Annotated in this window: 17 protein-coding genes; 14 read left to right on the forward strand and 3 right to left on the reverse strand. The window is 58.7% G+C overall.

From position 1 onward, the window contains the following. Nucleotides 1-155: 155 nt before the first annotated feature. Together argE and argA are read left to right on the forward strand one after the other, a co-directional pair. Nucleotides 156-1,325, forward strand: a complete 1,170-nt coding sequence (gene argE, locus PMI36_RS26115) for an acetylornithine deacetylase (RefSeq protein ID WP_008067964.1) — start codon at nt 156-158, stop codon at nt 1,323-1,325. 265 nt (nt 1,326-1,590) lie between these two features. Continuing rightward, nucleotides 1,591-2,889 (forward strand): amino-acid N-acetyltransferase, encoded by a 1,299-nt coding sequence (gene argA, locus PMI36_RS26110; RefSeq protein ID WP_007899457.1) that lies wholly within the window; start codon nt 1,591-1,593, stop codon nt 2,887-2,889. Between the two features lie 167 nt (nt 2,890-3,056). On the opposite strand, the gene tauA is transcribed toward argA, so the two are convergent. Continuing rightward, the gene (gene tauA / locus PMI36_RS26105; protein WP_008067966.1) at nt 3,057-4,043 is read right to left on the reverse strand and encodes a taurine ABC transporter substrate-binding protein; all 987 of its coding nucleotides are present in this window, start codon (nt 4,041-4,043) and stop codon (nt 3,057-3,059) included. A gap of 368 nt (nt 4,044-4,411) precedes the next feature. Between tauA and PMI36_RS26100 the strand changes: the two genes are divergently transcribed. The 9 genes from PMI36_RS26100 (at nt 4,412) to PMI36_RS26065 (ending at nt 11,809) form a co-directional block, all read left to right on the forward strand. Further along, a complete protein-coding gene (locus PMI36_RS26100; protein ID WP_008067968.1) occupies nt 4,412-5,773 on the forward strand; it encodes an OprD family porin in 1,362 nt (453 codons plus the stop codon). A gap of 293 nt (nt 5,774-6,066) precedes the next feature. Further along, complete coding sequence (locus PMI36_RS26095; RefSeq protein WP_008067970.1) at nt 6,067-6,705, forward strand: peroxiredoxin; 639 nt, start codon at nt 6,067-6,069, stop codon at nt 6,703-6,705. An 82-nt stretch (nt 6,706-6,787) separates the two neighbouring features. Continuing rightward, the gene (locus PMI36_RS31365; protein ID WP_157214929.1) at nt 6,788-7,057 is read left to right on the forward strand and encodes a hypothetical protein; all 270 of its coding nucleotides are present in this window, start codon (nt 6,788-6,790) and stop codon (nt 7,055-7,057) included. Continuing rightward, nucleotides 7,058-7,651, forward strand: a complete 594-nt coding sequence (gene ssuE / locus PMI36_RS26090; protein WP_007899466.1) for an NADPH-dependent FMN reductase — start codon at nt 7,058-7,060, stop codon at nt 7,649-7,651. A gap of 101 nt (nt 7,652-7,752) precedes the next feature. Then, nucleotides 7,753-8,718, forward strand: coding sequence for a sulfonate ABC transporter substrate-binding protein (locus tag PMI36_RS26085; protein ID WP_008067972.1), 966 nt, complete (start codon nt 7,753-7,755; stop codon nt 8,716-8,718). 25 nt (nt 8,719-8,743) lie between these two features. Beyond that, a complete protein-coding gene (gene ssuD, locus PMI36_RS26080) occupies nt 8,744-9,892 on the forward strand; it encodes an FMNH2-dependent alkanesulfonate monooxygenase (protein WP_008067973.1) in 1,149 nt (382 codons plus the stop codon). Nucleotides 9,893-9,901: 9 nt separating this feature from the next. Next, nucleotides 9,902-10,684, forward strand: coding sequence for an aliphatic sulfonate ABC transporter permease SsuC (ssuC, locus tag PMI36_RS26075; RefSeq protein WP_008067974.1), 783 nt, complete (start codon nt 9,902-9,904; stop codon nt 10,682-10,684). Further along, nucleotides 10,681-11,487, forward strand: coding sequence for an aliphatic sulfonates ABC transporter ATP-binding protein (ssuB, locus tag PMI36_RS26070; protein ID WP_008067975.1), 807 nt, complete (start codon nt 10,681-10,683; stop codon nt 11,485-11,487). Before ssuC ends, ssuB begins: the two co-directional genes overlap by 4 nt. Nucleotides 11,488-11,593: 106 nt before the next feature. Next, nucleotides 11,594-11,809 (forward strand): TOBE domain-containing protein, encoded by a 216-nt coding sequence (locus tag PMI36_RS26065; RefSeq protein WP_003229256.1) that lies wholly within the window; start codon nt 11,594-11,596, stop codon nt 11,807-11,809. Between the two features lie 201 nt (nt 11,810-12,010). Here PMI36_RS26065 and PMI36_RS26060 read toward each other — a convergent pair whose 3' ends face one another. Beyond that, the gene (locus PMI36_RS26060) at nt 12,011-12,649 is read right to left on the reverse strand and encodes a TetR/AcrR family transcriptional regulator (RefSeq protein ID WP_008067976.1); all 639 of its coding nucleotides are present in this window, start codon (nt 12,647-12,649) and stop codon (nt 12,011-12,013) included. A 241-nt stretch (nt 12,650-12,890) separates the two neighbouring features. Then, nucleotides 12,891-14,267 (reverse strand): glutamine synthetase family protein, encoded by a 1,377-nt coding sequence (locus PMI36_RS26055; protein WP_007897683.1) that lies wholly within the window; start codon nt 14,265-14,267, stop codon nt 12,891-12,893. A 278-nt stretch (nt 14,268-14,545) separates the two neighbouring features. Here PMI36_RS26055 and PMI36_RS26050 point away from each other — a divergent pair, with 278 nt between their 5' ends. From PMI36_RS26050 to PMI36_RS26040, 3 genes are read left to right on the forward strand one after another with little or no spacing between them, the layout of a single operon-like run. Beyond that, entirely contained in the window at nt 14,546-15,322 is a 777-nt protein-coding gene (locus PMI36_RS26050; protein ID WP_008067977.1) for a gamma-glutamyl-gamma-aminobutyrate hydrolase family protein, read from the forward strand. 37 nt (nt 15,323-15,359) lie between these two features. Further along, nucleotides 15,360-16,718, forward strand: coding sequence for a glutamine synthetase family protein (locus tag PMI36_RS26045; RefSeq protein ID WP_008067984.1), 1,359 nt, complete (start codon nt 15,360-15,362; stop codon nt 16,716-16,718). Nucleotides 16,719-16,775: 57 nt separating this feature from the next. Beyond that, nucleotides 16,776-18,140 (forward strand): aspartate aminotransferase family protein, encoded by a 1,365-nt coding sequence (locus PMI36_RS26040; protein ID WP_008067985.1) that lies wholly within the window; start codon nt 16,776-16,778, stop codon nt 18,138-18,140. Nucleotides 18,141-18,282 lie beyond the last annotated feature (142 nt).

Here is an 18,282-nt window from a genome sequence, read left to right on the forward strand (position 1 = left end):
GCTCTTCCGATCTATCTACACTCTTTCCCTACACGACGCTCCCCCGCCGTCGCGGCTCGTCACCAAGCGTCAACACACCCTACGCGCCGCGACGGTTTATTCCTGTCGCCGGATGGTTCTATGATGGACTTCAATTCGGGAGTTGGGAGTCAGCGATGCCTTTGCCGTCCATGAAAGATCAGTTCGCTGCGCTGATCGCCGCGCCGTCCGTCAGCTGTACCCAACCCAGCCTGGATCAAACCAATCGGCCGGTCATCGACTTGTTGGCGACATGGCTTGGGGACTTGGGTTTTGCCTGTGATATCCAGCAGGTCAGCCCCGGCAAATTCAATTTGCTGGCCAGTTTTGGCTCCGGCCCCGGCGGCCTGGTGCTGGCTGGTCACAGCGATACAGTGCCCTACGACGAGGCGTTATGGCAGACCGACCCGTTGAAACTGACGGAAGTGGACGGTCGTTGGGTCGGCTTGGGCAGTTGCGACATGAAGGGTTTTTTCGCCTTGGCCATCGAAGCCGTCAAACCCTTGCTCGACCAACCGTTCAAGCAACCCTTGCTGATCCTCGCCACTTGCGATGAAGAAAGCTCGATGTCTGGCGCTCGCGCTCTGGCCGAAGCCGGGCGGCCATTAGGTCGTGCGGCGGTGATCGGCGAGCCGACCGGGCTGAAGCCGATCAGGATGCACAAAGGCATCATGATGGAACGCATCGACATCCTCGGCCAGAGCGGCCATTCCTCGGACCCGCGTCTGGGCCACAGCGCCCTCGAAGCCATGCACGACGCCATGGGCGAATTGCGCGGCCTGCGCCTGGCGTGGCAGCGCGAATTCCATAACCCGCAGTTCAGCGTGCCGCAGCCGACCCTTAACTTCGGCTGCATCCATGGGGGTGACAATCCCAACCGAATCTGCGGTCAGTGCTCGCTGGAGTTCGACTTGCGTCCGTTGCCGGGCATGGACCCCAAAGCGCTGCGCGCGGCGATTCTGCAGAAGCTCAATCCGATTGCCGAACGGCACAAGGTGAAGATCGATTACGCGCCGCTGTTCCCCGAAGTGCCACCCTTCGAGCAGGCCGAGGACTCGGAATTGGTGCGGGTTGCCGAAAAGCTCACCGGCCATCGCGCCGAAGCAGTGGCGTTCGGCACGGAAGCGCCTTATCTTCAGCGTCTTGGTTGTGAAACACTGGTATTGGGACCGGGCGACATCGCCTGCGCACACCAACCGGGGGAATACCTCGAAATGTCACGTTTGCAGCCTACCGTGCATCTATTACGTCAACTGATTGAACATTACTGCCTGACACCGGCCAAAACGGCGATGCCAGTCAGTTGAGCGCAACCCATGTGGGAGCGGGCTTGCTCGCGAATAGGGAGTGTCAGTTGATATTAATGTGTCTGATACACCGCCTTCGCGAGCAAGCCCGCTCCCACAGGTTCTGTGTTTTGGCTGACTAAACGTATAAATTGCCAGTGTCCCAACCCGTATTCATGAGGAGAGCGCGCGTGTCGCCAAGCCTGTTCCGACGATAACCATCAGCCCGCTGTGCGTTTACTGCTTTACCCTTTTTTCGGCTGCTATTTATTACAGGCCCAGGTTCATGCCCGAATACGTCAATTGGCTTCGTCACGCTTCGCCTTACATCAACGCCCACCGCGATTGCACTTTCGTCGTCATGCTGCCCGGCGACGGCGTGGAGCACCCGAACTTCGGCAACATCGTCCACGACCTGGTGCTGCTGCACAGCCTGGGTGTGCGACTGGTGCTGGTTCACGGTTCGCGCCCGCAAATTGAAACCCGCCTCGCCGCTCGCGGCCTGACTCCGCATTACCACCATGGCATGCGCATCACCGATGCGGCGACGCTTGAGTGCGTGATTGATGCGGTCGGTCAACTGCGCATCGCCATCGAAGCCCGGCTGTCCATGGACATGGCCTCATCGCCAATGCAGGGTTCGCGCCTGCGGGTGGCCAGCGGCAATCTGGTCACTGCACGGCCGATCGGCGTACTTGAAGGTGTCGACTATCACCATACCGGCGAAGTGCGCCGTGTCGACCGCAAGGGCATCAATCGCCTGCTGGACGAACGCTCCATCGTGCTGTTGTCGCCGTTGGGTTACTCGCCGACCGGTGAAATCTTCAACCTCGCTTGCGAAGATGTCGCCACCCGTGCAGCTATCGATCTGGGGGCAGACAAGCTGCTGCTGTTCGGCGCCGATCTGGGCTTGATCGACGAAAATGGCCGGCTGGTTCGCGAATTGCGCCCGCAACAGGTGCCGGCGCATTTGCAGCGTTTGGGCAGCAACTATCAAGCCGAGCTGCTGGATGCGGCCGCTGAAGCGTGCCGGGGCGGGGTGGCGCGCAGTCACATCGTCAGCTATGCCGAAGATGGCGCGTTGCTGACCGAACTGTTCACCCGTGACGGTGGCGGTACGCTGGTGGCCCAGGAGCAATTCGAGGTTGTGCGCGAGGCGGCCATTGAGGATGTCGGCGGTTTGCTGGACTTGATCAGTCCGCTGGAAGAGCAGGGCATTCTGGTACGGCGTTCCCGCGAGGTGCTGGAGCGTGAGATCGAGCAGTTCAGCGTGGTCGAACGCGAAGGCATGATCATCGCCTGCGCCGCGCTGTATCAGATTGCCGATTCGGATGCTGGGGAGTTGGCGTGTCTGGCGGTGAACCCGGAGTACCGCCATGGCGGTCGCGGTGATGAACTGCTGGAACGCATCGAAACCCGCGCCCGGGCCCAGGGGCTGAAAACCTTGTTCGTGCTGACCACCCGGACCGCTCACTGGTTTCGTGAGCGGGGCTTCGTGCCGAGCAGCGTCGAACGTCTGCCATCGGCGCGGGCGTCGCTCTACAACTACCAGCGTAATTCGAAGATCTTCGAAAAAGCCCTCTGATTGCCACTGTCTGTGTTGGCATTTGTGGCGAGGGAGCTTGCTCCCGCTGGGCAGCGAAGCGGCCCCAAAACCAGCGAACGCGTTATGACTGATTCACCGCGTTGTTGGATTGGGGAGTCCTCCGGCCTCCAGCGGGAGCAAGCTCCCTCGCCACAGGTTTGGGGGTGTTATTCAGTGACGAATTTCGCGCTGACATAGGGCGAATAATCCGGCAGCACCGTCTCGACCTTCCCTTGCTCCTTCAAAAACTTCGCCGTCTCGCCAATCGCCTTGGCTGTGCCTCCGTCCAGTAGCGCGGAGGTCTGTTGTGCCTTGGCATCCGGGAATGCGGAGCCGGCCAGCAGCTCCGGCACATCGGCGGCATTGGCACCGGTCAATTTGGCGATTTTCTGCACCGGCACCGAATCGGCGGTCCAGCTGTCTTTATGGGCGGCATAGTCGGCGAAGGAGTCCAGAGTGACTTTGGCAAATTTGGCCACGACCTCAGGGTGCTTCTCGGCGTAATCCTTGCGAGCGACCCACACCTCGAAGGTCGGCGCGCCCCATTGGCCGACCTGCGCCGCGTCGGTCAACGTCTTGCCGGTCTTGCGGATTTCCCCCAGCGCCGGTGACCAGACAAACGCGCCGTCGATGTCGCCACGCTTCCAGGCTGCGGCGATTTCGGCGGGTTGCAGGTTCACCACTTTGACTTTCGAGGCATCCAGCCCCCAGTGCTTCAGCGCGCCGAGCAGGCTGTAATGGGAGGTTGAAACGAAGGGCGTGGCGATGGTTTTGCCGATCAGATCTTCCGGTTTATCGATACCGCTGCCGTTGCGCACCACAAGGGCTTCGGCAGCGTTGATCTGAGCAGAAACAATGAACGCGACAATCGGCAGGTTGCGCGAAGCGGCCGCCGCCAGCGGGCTTGAGCCGAGGTTGCCAATCTGCACATCGCCGGAGGCAATGGCAGTGACCACGTCCGGGCCACTGTTGAAACGTCGCCAATCGATTTTCTGGCCAATGGTTTTCTCGTAAACACCATCAGCCTGAGGGACTTTGCTGGGGTCGATACCGGTTTGATAACCGACCGTGAGAGTCGCCGCTTGGGCGGAAAAAGAAAATATAAGCGATACACAAACTGTAACAAATTGACTAGATAGTGCGCGTTTGGCCATGATGGCGTCGCCTTTTCGAAAGTGATTGACGTATGGGGGATGCGCCAAAGCTAATCGATCTAAAAAAAGGCTAATAAATACCATTTAGGAATTAACTTATGAGCCGATAGGTTGTGTCCCGGTTCGGATCGTTGATGGAAAGATATATTCCTAAATGGTATGAAAAAGGATGAAATAATTCTTTTTGGGTTTATGAGGAAATCATTACCCTGCAGGGACCAAATCACAGCGGTTAGACCTTGGTCGTAGACACACATGGTTACGATTGACTTGTCAGTCACGGACCAGTGCTAATCGCGCATCTGTGGATCTTGGGCGTTAGACCCGAGACCAAAGAACACAAAAATTAGAACGAGAGGAGCGAAACAATGAAGAAGTCCACCTTGGCCCTGGCTGTGGCCGTAGGGGTTTTGGCGCAGCAGGCAGGCGCCGCCGGTTTCATCGAAGACAGCAAGGCTACATTGGGGCTGCGTAACTTCTACATCAACACCGATAACCGCGATGGCACTGCCAGCCCAAGTCGAAACGAAGAGTGGGGCCAAGGCTTCGATCTGCGCTTCACTTCCGGTTATACCCAAGGCACTGTCGGCTTCGGTATCGACGCCATCGGCCTGCTGGGTGTACGTCTGGATTCGGGCGGCGGCACTAATGGCAACGTTAACGCCAATGGCACCCCTGGTAACGCTTATGGCGGCACTGTGTTCCCGAGCAAGTCCAACGGCGAAGCGGTTGATAATTTCTCCAGCCTGGGCCTGACTGCCAAAGCCAAGATCTCCCAGACTGAATTGAAGCTGGGTACCTTGCAGCCAAAACTGCCGGTGATCGTGACCAACGATGGTCGTCTGCTGCCACAAACCTTCCAGGGCGGTCAGATCACTTCGGGCGAGATCAAGGACCTTACACTGGTCGGTGGTCAGATCGAGCACGCCAAGGGCCGTAACTCCAGCAACAACGAAGAGTTGTCGATCGCGGGTGCCAACGGTCGCACGGCGACTGGTCGCGACAGCAACAAATTCTATTACGGTGGCGGTGACTACAAAATCACCAAAGACCTGACTGCCCAGTACTACTACGGCAACCTGGAAGACTTCTACAAGCAGCACTTCCTGGGTCTGGTTCACAACTGGGCAATCGGCCCGGGTGTTCTGAAATCCGACCTGCGCTACTTCAACAGCCGGGATGACGGTGCCAACGGTCACGACGCTAACTACTTCACCTCTGGCAACTACAATGCGCCAAACGGTAAAGGCAAGGTCGACAATAACCTGTACAGCGGCCTGTTTCTTTACACCGTTGCTGGTCACACCTTCGGTGGCGGTTATCAGGTAAGCAACGGTAGCAGCGACTTCCCTTGGCTTAACCAGGGCGACGGCTCCTCGGCTTACATCATCACTGACATGCAAATCCAGAAGTTCGCCCGTGCCGGCGAGCGCACTTGGCAAGCACGCTACTCGTATGACTTTGCCAAGGTCGGTGTACCAGGTCTGACGGCCGGTCTGGTCTACCTCAAAGGTGATGAAATTGATACCGTCAACGCTCGCGGTGGCGAATTGGCTAACGGTGCTTCCGAGTGGGAACGCGACCTTACTCTGGCTTACGTCGTACCAGAAGGCCCGCTGAAAAACCTTGGCTTCACGTGGAAAAACGCTACCTGGCGTACCGACCTGCCGAGGACTCGTTCGCAGGATGAAAACCGTCTGATCGTCAGCTACTCGATCCCGCTGTTGTAACAGCGCTCGCGTAACCGACGTAAAAAAAGCCCCGCCCGGCATCACGCCGGGCGGGGCTTTTGCGTTTTCAAGGAGGGCTCACCCCCGTAAACCCTCCTTGAAATTCCCCTTTTTGCAACAACTCAAGGCCTTCTCGAACCTTGTCGGCGATGTTCGTCCTCATGTGCATTCAGGTCCAGTGAACAGATATTTAATATTCGTTTACGGTCTAAATAAATCGATATTTATTCTTTTTAATCTATAAGGAATGCAGGCACAGTTGGGCTCAACAAGCACTCACAAGGAGCAGCACCATGAGCCTCAGACTCGGCGATATCGCCCCCGATTTCGAACAGGATTCCAGCGCCGGCACTGTCCGTTTCCACGAATGGCTGGGCGATAGCTGGGGTGTGTTGTTTTCCCATCCGGCGGACTTCACGCCGGTGTGCACCACCGAGCTGGGCTTCACCGCCAGGCTCAAGGATGAATTCACCCAGCGCGGCGTCAAAGCCATTGCTCTGTCGGTCGACCCGGTGGACTCGCATCACAGGTGGATCGAGGACATCAACGAAACCCAGAACGCCATCGTCAACTTCCCGATCCTCGCCGATGCGGACCGCAAAGTGTCCGACCTGTATGACCTGATCCATCCGAATGCCAACGACACCCTGACCGTACGTTCTCTGTTCGTGATCGATCCGAACAAGAAGATTCGGCTGACGATTACTTACCCGGCGAGTACTGGCCGTAACTTCAATGAAATTTTGCGGGTGATCGATTCGCTGCAGCTCACCGACAACTACAAAGTGGCCACCCCGGCCAACTGGCAAGACGGTGATGAGGTGGTGATCGTGCCGTCGCTCAAGGACGAAGATGAAATCAGGCAACGCTTTCCCAAGGGTTATCGCGCGGTGAAGCCGTACCTGCGTCTGACGCCGCAGCCGAACAGGTAATCATCCGAATTTTGCGGTGTGGCTAAAATCGCTATCGCGGGCAAGCCCGCTCCCACAGCGGATTGGGGAGGATCAGAGATGTGTGGCAGACCTAAAACCCTGTGGGAGCGGGCTTGCCCGCGAAGGCGGCAGACCGGCCAGTGAAAATTTCATGTCATCCATAAAGCAGGGGATTTTGGGCCGTTTCTACGGCCTTTTTTTTTGCCTGGAAAAAGCAGTTTCACATAGAACTACAATGCATAACCAAATGAATAAATATGATTTATGGATATATAAATCAGCTGTTAAGGTCACTCCATCAACGCGAGATCGCAAGCCGCGAATCGCTAACACGCTCAAAGGAATTGTCTGAATGCTGGTCGTCTCACTCGGTGGCAGTCCCAGCCCACGCTCCCGTTCCGGGGTTTTGCTGGAGCGCTCGCGACGCTGGTTGCAAGAGCAAGGTGTGGAAGTGGTGAGTTATCAGGTACGGGACTTCCCGGCCGAAGATTTGCTGCATGCCCGCTTCGACAGCCCGAAGGTGATTGACCTGCTGCAACAGATTGAAAACGCCGATGGCTTGCTGATCGCCACGCCGGTTTACAAAGCGTCGTTCTCCGGTGCGCTGAAAACCTTGCTCGATCTACTGCCCGAACGCGCCTTGAGCCACAAGGTGGTTTTACCGATGGCTACCGGTGGCAGCATCGCCCACATGTTGGCGGTGGATTACGCGCTCAAACCGGTGCTGTCAGCGTTGAAAGCCCAGGAAATGCTGCAGGGGATTTTCGCCGTGGACAGCCAGATCGCTTACGGCGAAGGCAGCGCCCAGGCGCAATTGGCGCCAGAGCTTGCGCAACGATTGTTTGAAGCGCTGGAGCAGTTTTTCAGCGCCATGGCTCGACGGCCCAAGCCGCTCGATCCGAACCTGTTGAACGAACGTTTGTTGAGTGCTCGCTGGAGCATTTAAGCCAGCCCTCAAGCCACATCTGAATTTGAAATACTCCACCTTACTGGCCCGCTAACGGGCAAGCAGGTGCAGCCAAAACCCAACTGCAAAAGGAGAGCGCTATGCGCACTGTCATTTTGCGTCGTGGTCTGGTCGCTCTGTTTGCTGCGGCTGTAACCTTCGGCGCCATTACTCAAGCTCAGGCCGAGACACTCCGGATCGGCTATCAAAAATACGGCACTCTGGTGCTGCTCAAAGCCAAAGGCACACTGGAAAAACGCCTCGCCGCCCAAGGCGTGGACGTGCAATGGACTGAATTCCCCGGTGGCCCGCAACTGCTCGAAGGCCTGAACGTCGGCTCCATCGACTTTGGCGTCACCGGTGAAACGCCGCCCGTGTTCGCTCAGGCGGCCGGCGCCGATCTGCTCTATGTTGCCTATGAACCGCCAGCGCCCCACAGCGAAGCGATCCTGGTGCCGAAGGACTCGCCGATCAAATCGGTGCAGGACCTCAAGGGCAAGAAAGTCGTGCTCAACAAAGGCTCCAACGTGCATTACCTGCTGGTGCGTGCGCTTGAAGATGGCGGCCTCAAATACACCGACATCCAGACCGTGTTCCTGCCGCCAGCCGATGCCCGCGCCGCATTCGAGCGTGGCAGCGTCGATGCCTGGGTGATCTGGGACCCATACCAGGCCGCCGCTGAACAGCAACTGCAAGCACGCACTCTGCGCGACGGCAAAGGCCTCGTCGACAACCATCAGTTCTACCTGGCTACCAAACCTTACGCGCAGAAAAATCCTGAAGTGATCAAGGCTCTGGTGGAAGAAGTGCGCGCGGTTGGCGAATGGTCCAAGGCCAATCCCGAGGACGTGACCAAGCAAGTTTCGCCGCTGCTCGGCCTGCCAGCGGACATCACCCTGACCTCGGTGAAACGCCAGGGCTACGGCGCGCTGTTCCTCACGCCGGAAGTAGTCGCCGCCCAGCAAAAAATTGCCGACAGCTTCTACCAGCTCAAGCTGATTCCCAAACCCTTGAGCATCAAAGACGTGATCTGGGCGCCACCTGCCACCGTGGCCAAAGCGCCGTAATTCGATTTCCTGAGGAGACCACTCCATGAGCCTTAATATCTTCTGGTTCCTGCCTACCCATGGCGATGGCCATTACCTTGGCACCGCTGAAGGCGCTCGCGCCGTCGACCACGGTTACCTGCAACAGGTCGCGCAAGCGGCGGATCGCCTGGGCTTTGGCGGGGTGCTGATTCCCACCGGTCGCTCCTGCGAAGACTCGTGGCTGGTAGCCGCGTCGCTGATCCCGGTGACCCAGCGTTTGAAGTTCCTTGTCGCCCTGCGCCCCGGGATCATTTCCCCGACGGTGGCGGCGCGTCAGGCCGCGACACTGGATCGCTTGTCTGGCGGTCGGGCGCTGTTCAACCTGGTCACTGGTGGCGATCCGGAAGAACTGGCCGGCGACGGTTTGTTCCTCAGTCACGAAGAGCGCTATCAGGCTTCGGTGGAATTCACCCGCATCTGGCGCCGGGTGCTGGAAGGTGAAACGGTTGATTACGACGGTCAGCACATCAGCGTGAAGGGCGCCAAGTTGCTCTATCCGCCGATCCAGCAACCGCGCCCGCCGCTGTATTTCGGTGGCTCGTCGGAAGCCGCCCAAGACCTCGCGGCAGAGCAGGTCGAAATGGTTCTGACCTGGGGCGAGCCACCGGCCGCCGTGGCAGAAAAAATCGAGCAGGTTCGCGCCAAAGCCGCGAAGCTCGGTCGCACCGTGCGCTTCGGTATTCGTTTGCATGTGATTGTTCGCGAAACCAATGCCGAGGCATGGCAAGCGGCGGATCGACTGATCTCGCATCTGGACGATGACACCATTGCCCGTGCCCAGGCGTCACTGGCGCGTTTCGATTCGGTCGGCCAACAACGCATGGCCGCATTGCATGGCGGCAGCCGCGACCATCTGGAAGTCAGCCCCAACCTGTGGGCCGGTGTCGGTCTGGTGCGCGGCGGGGCCGGTACGGCGCTGGTCGGCGATGGCCCGACCGTGGCCGCTCGGGTGAAGGAATACGCGGACCTGGGCATCGATACGTTCATCTTCTCCGGTTATCCACACCTGGAAGAGTCCTATCGGGTGGCTGAGTTGCTGTTCCCGCACTTGGATATCGAGCGTCCGGAGCTGCCGAAAAGCGCCGGTTACGTCAGCCCGTTCGGCGAGATGGTAGCCAACGACATTCTTCCCAAAGCCGCGTCCCAGAGCTGAGGCGCCGCCATGAAGAAAATCATCCACAACCTCGCGCCCTGGGCGCTGCCGGTCTTGTTGCTGGCGGTGTGGCAGTTGTCGGTGTCGGCGGGCTGGTTGTCGACGCGGATTCTGCCGGCGCCGATCGCGGTGATCGAAGCCGGTGTGAGCCTGGTCAGCAGCGGTGAAATCTGGACTCACCTGGCCATCAGCGGCTGGCGCGCGGCGCTCGGGTTCGCCATTGGCGGCGGCATCGGTCTTGCGTTGGGCTTCATCACCAGCTTGTCGAAATGGGGCGAGCGCCTGCTCGACAGTTCGGTGCAGATGATCCGCAACGTGCCGCATCTGGCGTTGATTCCGCTGGTGATCCTGTGGTTCGGCATCGATGAGTCGGCGAAGATTTTTCTGGTGGCGTTGGGCACGTTGTTCCCGATTTACCTCAACACGTATCACGGCATTCGCAACGTCGATCCGGCGCTGGTGGAGATGGCGCGCAGTTATGGCTTGTCCGGTTTCAGCCTGTTTCGCCAAGTGATTTTGCCGGGTGCGCTGCCATCGATTCTGGTCGGTGTGCGTTTTGCGCTGGGCTTCATGTGGTTGACATTGATCGTGGCGGAAACCATTTCCGCGAGCTCGGGCATCGGCTATCTGGCGATGAATGCCCGGGAATTCTTGCAGACCGACGTGGTGGTGCTGGCGATTCTTTTGTACGCAGTGCTCGGCAAGTTGGCCGACCTTGCGGCGCGTGGGCTTGAACGCGTGTGGCTGCGCTGGCATCCGGCTTATCAGGTTGCCAAGGGAGGTGCTGTATGACGGCTCAACAACCTCCACGCCTGCGGCGCGGTATTCCGCTGGTGGTGCGCAAGCTGCAAAAAACCTTCGGTTCACGGCAGGTGCTGCGTGAAATCGACCTGCACATTCCGGCCGGGCAGTTTGTGGCGGTGGTCGGGCGTAGCGGCTGCGGCAAAAGTACTTTGCTGCGCTTGCTCGCCGGTCTCGACAAGCCCACGGGGGGTGAGCTGCTTGCCGGCGCAGCGCCATTGAGTGAGGCGCGGGAAGACACTCGACTGATGTTCCAGGAAGCGCGTCTGCTGCCGTGGAAAAAGATCATCGACAACGTCGGTCTCGGGCTCAAGGGCAACTGGCGGCCGCAAGCGTTGGAAGCGCTGGAAGCCGTCGGCCTGGCGGATCGCGCCAACGAATGGCCGGCAGCGTTGTCCGGCGGGCAAAAGCAGCGTGTGGCCCTGGCTCGCGCGTTGATCCATCAACCGCGCTTGCTGTTGCTCGACGAACCGCTGGGCGCATTGGATGCCCTGACCCGAATCGAAATGCAGCAACTGATCGAACGGCTCTGGCAACAGCATGGTTTCACCGTGTTGCTGGTGACCCACGACGTCAGCGAAGCGGTGGCGATTGCCGATCGGGTGATTCTGATTGAAGAGGGCGAAGTCGGCCTCGACCTGCCTGTGGAACTGCCGCGCCCTCGGGTCCGTGGCTCCCATCGGCTGGCGGCGCTGGAAACCGAAGTGCTCAACCGCGTGCTGTCCCTGCCTGGCCAGCCGCCGGAACCGGAACCTGTTTCACCACTGCCTACGCAATTGCGTTGGGCGCAATAAGAGCAGCGCAAGCTTCAAGCTTCAAGCTGCAAGTAAAAGCGCTCTGCTTCTTCTTGCAGCTTGTAGCTTGCAACTTGCAGCTCATTTCGACCTCAGGAGAAATCTTATGACTATCAAAGCCATCAACGTTCGTAACCAGTTCAAAGGCTCGATCAAGGAAATCGTGCTGGGTGACGTGCTGTCGGAAATCGACGTGCAGACGGCCTCCGGCATTGTCACTTCGGTGATTACCACCCGTTCGGTGAAAGAGCTGGAGCTGGTGGTCGGCAGTGAAGTAATCGCGTTTGTGAAATCCACCGAGGTGTCGATCGCCAAATTGTAAGCGCGTGCGCCAACTACAACCCCGGAGGGTGTGAACCCTTCGGGGTTTTTTATGCGTGTGATTCTGTGAGTTCGGCGGTGCGGCCTTCGCGAGCAAGCCCGCTCCCACATTCGATCTTCAGTGGACACAGATTCTCTGTACGACAGAGATTCACTGTGGGAGCGGGCTTGCTCGCGAAGGGGTCAGTGAAGCCCGCGAGGATCAGGCTGTAATACCGCGCTTGGGCAGATAGGGTGGCAAATACAACCCAAGATAAGCATCAAACACCCGCATCCCTTCCTCGGCCATGCGCGGCGTGATCTGCCCATGCTGCTGCACCGAGCGTGCATACACCCGATCCCCCAGCTCCATGGCCAGTGCAAACACATCGACATCACTCGGCAGCGTCGGTAATTGGAAGTGGTGGTCGAACAACTTGTGCATCAGGTCGCCGAGTTCGATGTCGTGCTGGCGGTCGGCCTGGGTGACTTCGGTCAGGCCATGCTGGGCGAGGATCAGTTGGCGGGCGGCGGCGTCTTCGTCGTAGATGGCGAGCATGCGTTGTTCCACCAGTCGCGACAGATCGCGCCAGCCGTTGAGGGCATGGTGATCGATGGGCGCTTGCAGGCAGGCGCGGAATGCGGCGTGGACATCGGCGGTCAGGGCTTCGAGCAGGGCCGGGACGCTGGCGAAAAAATGGTAGACGGAGGAGGGCGGAATCTCGGCGCGTTCGGCGACGCTGTAGATCGACAGGCTGGCCACGCCCTCGGCGGCCAGCAGCGTGCGGGCGGCATCGAGTATCGAATCGATCCGGGCCTGACTGCGGGCGCGGGGTTTGCGAATGGTGGCGGTGCGCGTCATTGAAGTCTCCTGCGGGGCAGCGGGCATTGTACGAGCAGGGTTTGATGTTGTCTGCCCGGACGCCTTCGCGAGCAAGCCCGCTCCCACTTTTGATCTCTGCCGTACAACAATACTTTGTTCACTGGAGATCTAATGTGGGAGCGGGCTTGCTCGCGAAGCAGGCGCCTCGGTCCCGCTGAAAAAAGCCATAAAAAAACGCCGCGAGCTGTGAAGCCGGCGGCGTTGTTTTTACTGCAACCGCTTACACGGTATGCAGGTACCAGTTGTACTCGAGGTCGGAGATGGAGTGTTCGAACTCCTCCAGCTCGCTCTCTTTACAGGCGACAAAAATGTCGATGTATTTTGGATCGATGTACTTGGCCATGACTTCGCTGTCGTCCAGCTCGCGCAATGCATCACGCAGGTTGTTCGGCAGGCTTTGCTCGTTCTGCTCGTAGGAGTTGCCTTCTACGGGTGCGCCCGGCTCGATTTTGTTGGTCAGGCCGTGGTGCACGCCCGCCAAAACAGAAGCCATCAACAGATACGGGTTGGCGTCGGCGCCGGCGACACGGTGTTCGATGCGCACGGCATCGGAGGAACCGGTCGGTACGCGGATGGCCACGGTACGGTTGTCCAGGCCCCAGCACGGCGAATTCGGCACGTAGAACTGTGCGCCGAAACGACGGTAGGAGTTGACGTTCGGGCAGAGGAAAGCCATCTGCGCCGGCAGGGTCTCGAGCACACCGCCGATCGCGTGACGCAGTGCGGCGTTCTGCTCGGGATCCTCGCTGGCAAAAATGTTTTTGCCATCTTTATCAAGAATCGAGATGTGGACATGCAGACCGTTACCCGCCTGGCCAGGGTAAGGCTTGGCCATGAAGGTGGTGTCCATCTCATGGTCGTAGGCGATGTTTTTGATCAGACGCTTGAGCAGGACCGCATAGTCGCAGGCCTTGATCGGGTCGGCCACGTGGTGCAGGTTCACTTCGAACTGTGCCGGGGCACTTTCCTTGACGATGGCGTCGGCAGGGATGCCTTGCTCTTTCGCACCTTCCAGAATGTCCTGGAGGCAGTCGACGTATTCGTCGAGGTCGTCGATCAGGTAGACCTGTGTCGAATGCGGGCGTTTGCCGGAGATCGGCGAGCGCGGCGGTTGTGGGCGGCCGTTCACGTTCTCCTGGTCGATCAGGTAGAACTCCAGTTCGAACGCAGCGCAGATGGTCAGTCCCATCTCGTCAAACTTGGCTACGACTTGTCGCAGGACTTCGCGCGGGTCGGCGAAGAAAGGATCACCTTCGAGTTCGTGCATGGTCATTAACAGTTGCGCGGTCGGGCGCTTCTGCCAGGGCTCATTGCACAGGGTGTCGGGGATTGGATAGCAGATTCGGTCAGCATCGCCGATGTCCAGGCCCAGGCCGGTGCTTTCCACCGTCGAGCCATTGATATCCAGAGCAAATAGAGAGGCCGGCAGGTTGATGCCTTTCTCGTAAACCTTGTGGAGGCTGGTGCGTTCAATGCGCTTGCCGCGCACCACACCATTCATATCCGCAATCAGAAGGTCAACGTACAGAACCTCAGGATGTTCCTTAAGGAACGCGTTCGCTTCGTTAAGCTGAACGGCACGCGGGGGTACCGACATGATGCAACACCTTTGTTGTTAAAAATATCAATCATTGATCTCTTCGGATTCCAGTCAACCCGAACGGCATGCCGAAGTCAAGCGAGGCCTTTTTTGCCCTAAAAAAGCACTCATGGGGCTTTTTTGAGGCACTTTGGGGCGTTTTTTTGCCTTCAGCCTTCTTGGCGCCCGCGAGCTTGAGCGGGCCGTGTTGTATTTTTTACGGGGGTGTTGTGTAAAAAAATGAACAAGGCTAAGCTCGATTTAAACCCATAACAGCAATAATACCGGGGTGCTTCATGTCTCGCCTGCCGTTAATCGGCGTCACCGCCTGCTCAAAGCAGATCGGTCTGCATGCTTATCACATCAGTGGCGACAAATACGTACGCGCCGTGGCATCAGCTGCCAAGGGCCTGCCGTTGATTCTTCCATCCCTGGCGGATCTACTGGTGCCGTCCGAAATTCTGGACGCTCTGGACGGCATTCTCTTTACAGGCTCTCCTTCTAATATAGAACCGTTTCACTATAACGGCCCGGCCAGTGCGCCAGGTACTGCTCATGATTCTGCACGCGATGCCACCACTCTCCCGCTGATCCGCGCCGCTGTCGAGGCCGGTGTTCCCGTGCTCGGCATTTGCCGTGGCTTCCAGGAAATGAATGTGGCGTTCGGTGGCAGTCTGCATCAGAAGGTTCACGAGGCAGGTCCATTCATGGATCACCGTGAAGACGACAGCCTGCCGCTGGACGGGCAGTACGCGCCAAGTCACCCGGTGCACGTTCAGCCGGGCGGTGTACTCGCCGGGCTGGGCCTGGCGAGCGAGATTCAAGTCAATTCGATTCATGGTCAGGGCATCGAGCGTCTGGCGCCTGGCCTTCGTGTGGAAGCGGTGGCACCCGACGGGTTGATCGAAGCCGTCTCTGTCATCGAAGGCAAGGCTTTTGCTTTAGGGGTGCAATGGCATCCCGAATGGCAGGTAAGCTTGAATCCTGACTACCTTGCGATTTTCCAGGCATTTGGCGATGCCTGCCGCAAGTACGCTCTACAACGCGACGCCGATGCGTCAAACAACGCCTGACTTATAAGAGTCAGGAAACTCAGCCTAAGAGGCATTTATGAGTAACAACCTCGACCAGCTCACCGATTGGTTGAAAGACCACAAGATCACAGAAGTCGAATGCATGATTGGCGACCTGACCGGCATCACCCGGGGCAAGATCTCGCCGACCAACAAGTTCATTGCCGAAAAAGGCATGCGCCTGCCCGAAAGCGTTCTGTTGCAGACCGTGACCGGCGACTATGTCGAAGACGACATCTATTACGAACTGCTCGACCCGGCTGACATCGACATGATCTGCCGCCCCGACCATAACGCGGTGTTCCTGGTGCCTTGGGCCATCGAGCCCACCGCCATCGTGATCCACGATACTTACGACAAGCAGGGCAACCCGATCGAGCTGTCGCCGCGCAACGTGCTCAAGAAGGTGCTGAAACTCTACGCCGACCACGGCTGGCAGCCGATAGTGGCGCCGGAAATGGAGTTTTACCTCACCAAGCGCAGTGATGACCCGGACTACCCGCTGCAACCGCCGATTGGCCGCTCCGGTCGCCCGGAAACCGGTCGCCAGTCGTTCTCCATTGAAGCGGCGAACGAATTCGATCCGTTATTCGAAGACGTCTACGACTGGTGCGAACTGCAGGAGCTGGACCTCGACACGCTGATCCATGAGGACGGCACCGCGCAGATGGAAATCAACTTCCGCCATGGCGATGCCCTGTCCCTGGCCGACCAGATTCTGGTGTTCAAGCGCACCATGCGTGAGGCCGCGCTCAAGCACAACGTGGCCGCGACCTTCATGGCCAAGCCCATGACCGGCGAGCCGGGCAGCGCCATGCACTTGCACCAGAGCATCATCAGCCTCGAGACCGGCAAAAACGTCTTCTCCAATGAAGACGGGACCATGAGCCAGCTGTTCCTCAACCACATCGGCGGCCTGCAGAAATTCATTCCTGAGCTGCTGCCGCTGTTCGCCCCCAACGTCAACTCGTTCCGCCGCTTCCTGCCGGATACCTCGGCGCCGGTGAACGTGGAGTGGGGCGAAGAGAACCGCACCGTGGGCCTGCGGGTTCCGGATGCAGGACCGCAGAACCGTCGGGTGGAAAACCGTCTGCCGGGTGCCGATGCCAACCCTTACCTGGCCATCGCCGCCAGCCTGTTGTGCGGCTTTATCGGCATGGTCGAAGGGCATAACCCGAGTGCTCCGGTCGTCGGTCGTGGCTACGAACGGCGCAATCTGCGCCTGCCATTGACCATCGAAGACGCCCTGGAACGGATGGAAAACAGCAAGACCATCGAAAAATACCTGGGCAAGAAATTCATCACGGGCTACGTCGCGGTCAAGCGGGCCGAGCATGAAAACTTCAAGCGCGTGATCAGTTCGTGGGAGCGGGAGTTCCTGCTCTTCGCCGTCTGATGCGCCGGGCGCGGCTGTAAATCGCCGCGCCTTCACTGGAATCCAAGGAGAATTCGCATGACCAGCAACAACCCGCAAACCCGTGAATGGCAAGCCCTGAGCAGCGATCACCACCTGGCCCCGTTCAGCGACTTCAAGCAGCTGAAAGAGAAAGGCCCGCGCATCATCACCAGCGCCAAGGGCGTTTACCTCTGGGACAGCGAAGGCAACAAGATCCTCGACGGCATGGCCGGCCTGTGGTGTGTCGCGATCGGTTACGGTCGCGATGAGCTGGCCGATGCCGCCAGCAAACAGATGCGCGAACTGCCTTATTACAACCTGTTCTTCCAGACGGCTCACCCGCCGGTGCTGGAGCTGGCCAAGGTGATCTCCGACGTCGCGCCTGAAGGCATGAATCACGTGTTCTTCACCGGTTCCGGTTCCGAAGGCAACGACACCATGCTGCGGATGGTTCGCCACTACTGGGCGATCAAGGGCCAGCCGAAGAAGAAAGTCATCATCAGTCGCAAGAACGGCTATCACGGTTCTACCGTGGCCGGCGCGAGCCTGGGTGGCATGACGTATATGCACGAACAGGGCGACTTGCCGATCCCGGGCATCGTCCACATTGCCCAGCCGTATTGGTTCGGCGAAGGCGGCGACATGACGCCGAACGAGTTCGGTATCTGGGCGGCCAATCAGCTGGAAGAGAAAATCCTGGAAGTCGGCGTCGACAACGTCGGTGCCTTTATTGCCGAGCCGATCCAGGGCGCCGGCGGCGTGATCATTCCGCCAGACAGCTACTGGCCGCGTATCAAGGAAATCCTCGCCAAGTACGACATTCTGTTCGTGGCCGACGAAGTGATCTGCGGTTTCGGCCGTACCGGTGAGTGGTTCGGTACCGATTTCTACGACCTCAAACCCCACATGATGACCATCGCCAAAGGCCTGACCTCCGGCTATATCCCGATGGGTGGCTTGATCGTGCGCGACGATGTGGTCGAGGTGCTCAACGAAGGCGGTGATTTCAACCACGGTTTCACGTATTCCGGGCACCCGGTGGCCGCTGCGGTAGCGCTGGAAAACATTCGTATCCTGCGCGACGAGAAAATTGTCGAGCGCGTGCGCACAGAAACGGCACCTTATTTGCAAAAGCGTCTACGGGAACTGAGCGATCACCCGTTGGTGGGGGAAGTGCGTGGGGTCGGTCTGTTGGGGGCCATCGAACTGGTTCAGGACAAAGCCACCCGCAAACGTTACGAAGGCAAGGGCGTTGGCATGATCTGCCGCACGTTCTGCTTCGAAAACGGCCTGATCATGCGCGCCGTCGGCGACACCATGATCATTGCTCCGCCACTGGTGATTACACCGGCTGAAATCGACGAGTTGGTGACCAAGGCACGCAAGTGCCTGGACCTGACCCTGAGTGCGTTGCAGGGCTAAGTGCTAGGCTCTGAGCGAGGTGCGAAGATTGCACTTCGCTCAGTGCAAACAAAGGATGGGTCTTTCCTTGAAAGCCTGCCTTGGATCTTGCCAGACTAACGGTTGTTCGGATGCCCGGTAACAGGCCGCTGAGCACGTGGTT

Origin of the sequence: Pseudomonas sp. GM79 (assembly GCF_000282495.1) — a bacterium.
Taxonomy (GTDB): domain Bacteria; phylum Pseudomonadota; class Gammaproteobacteria; order Pseudomonadales; family Pseudomonadaceae; genus Aquipseudomonas.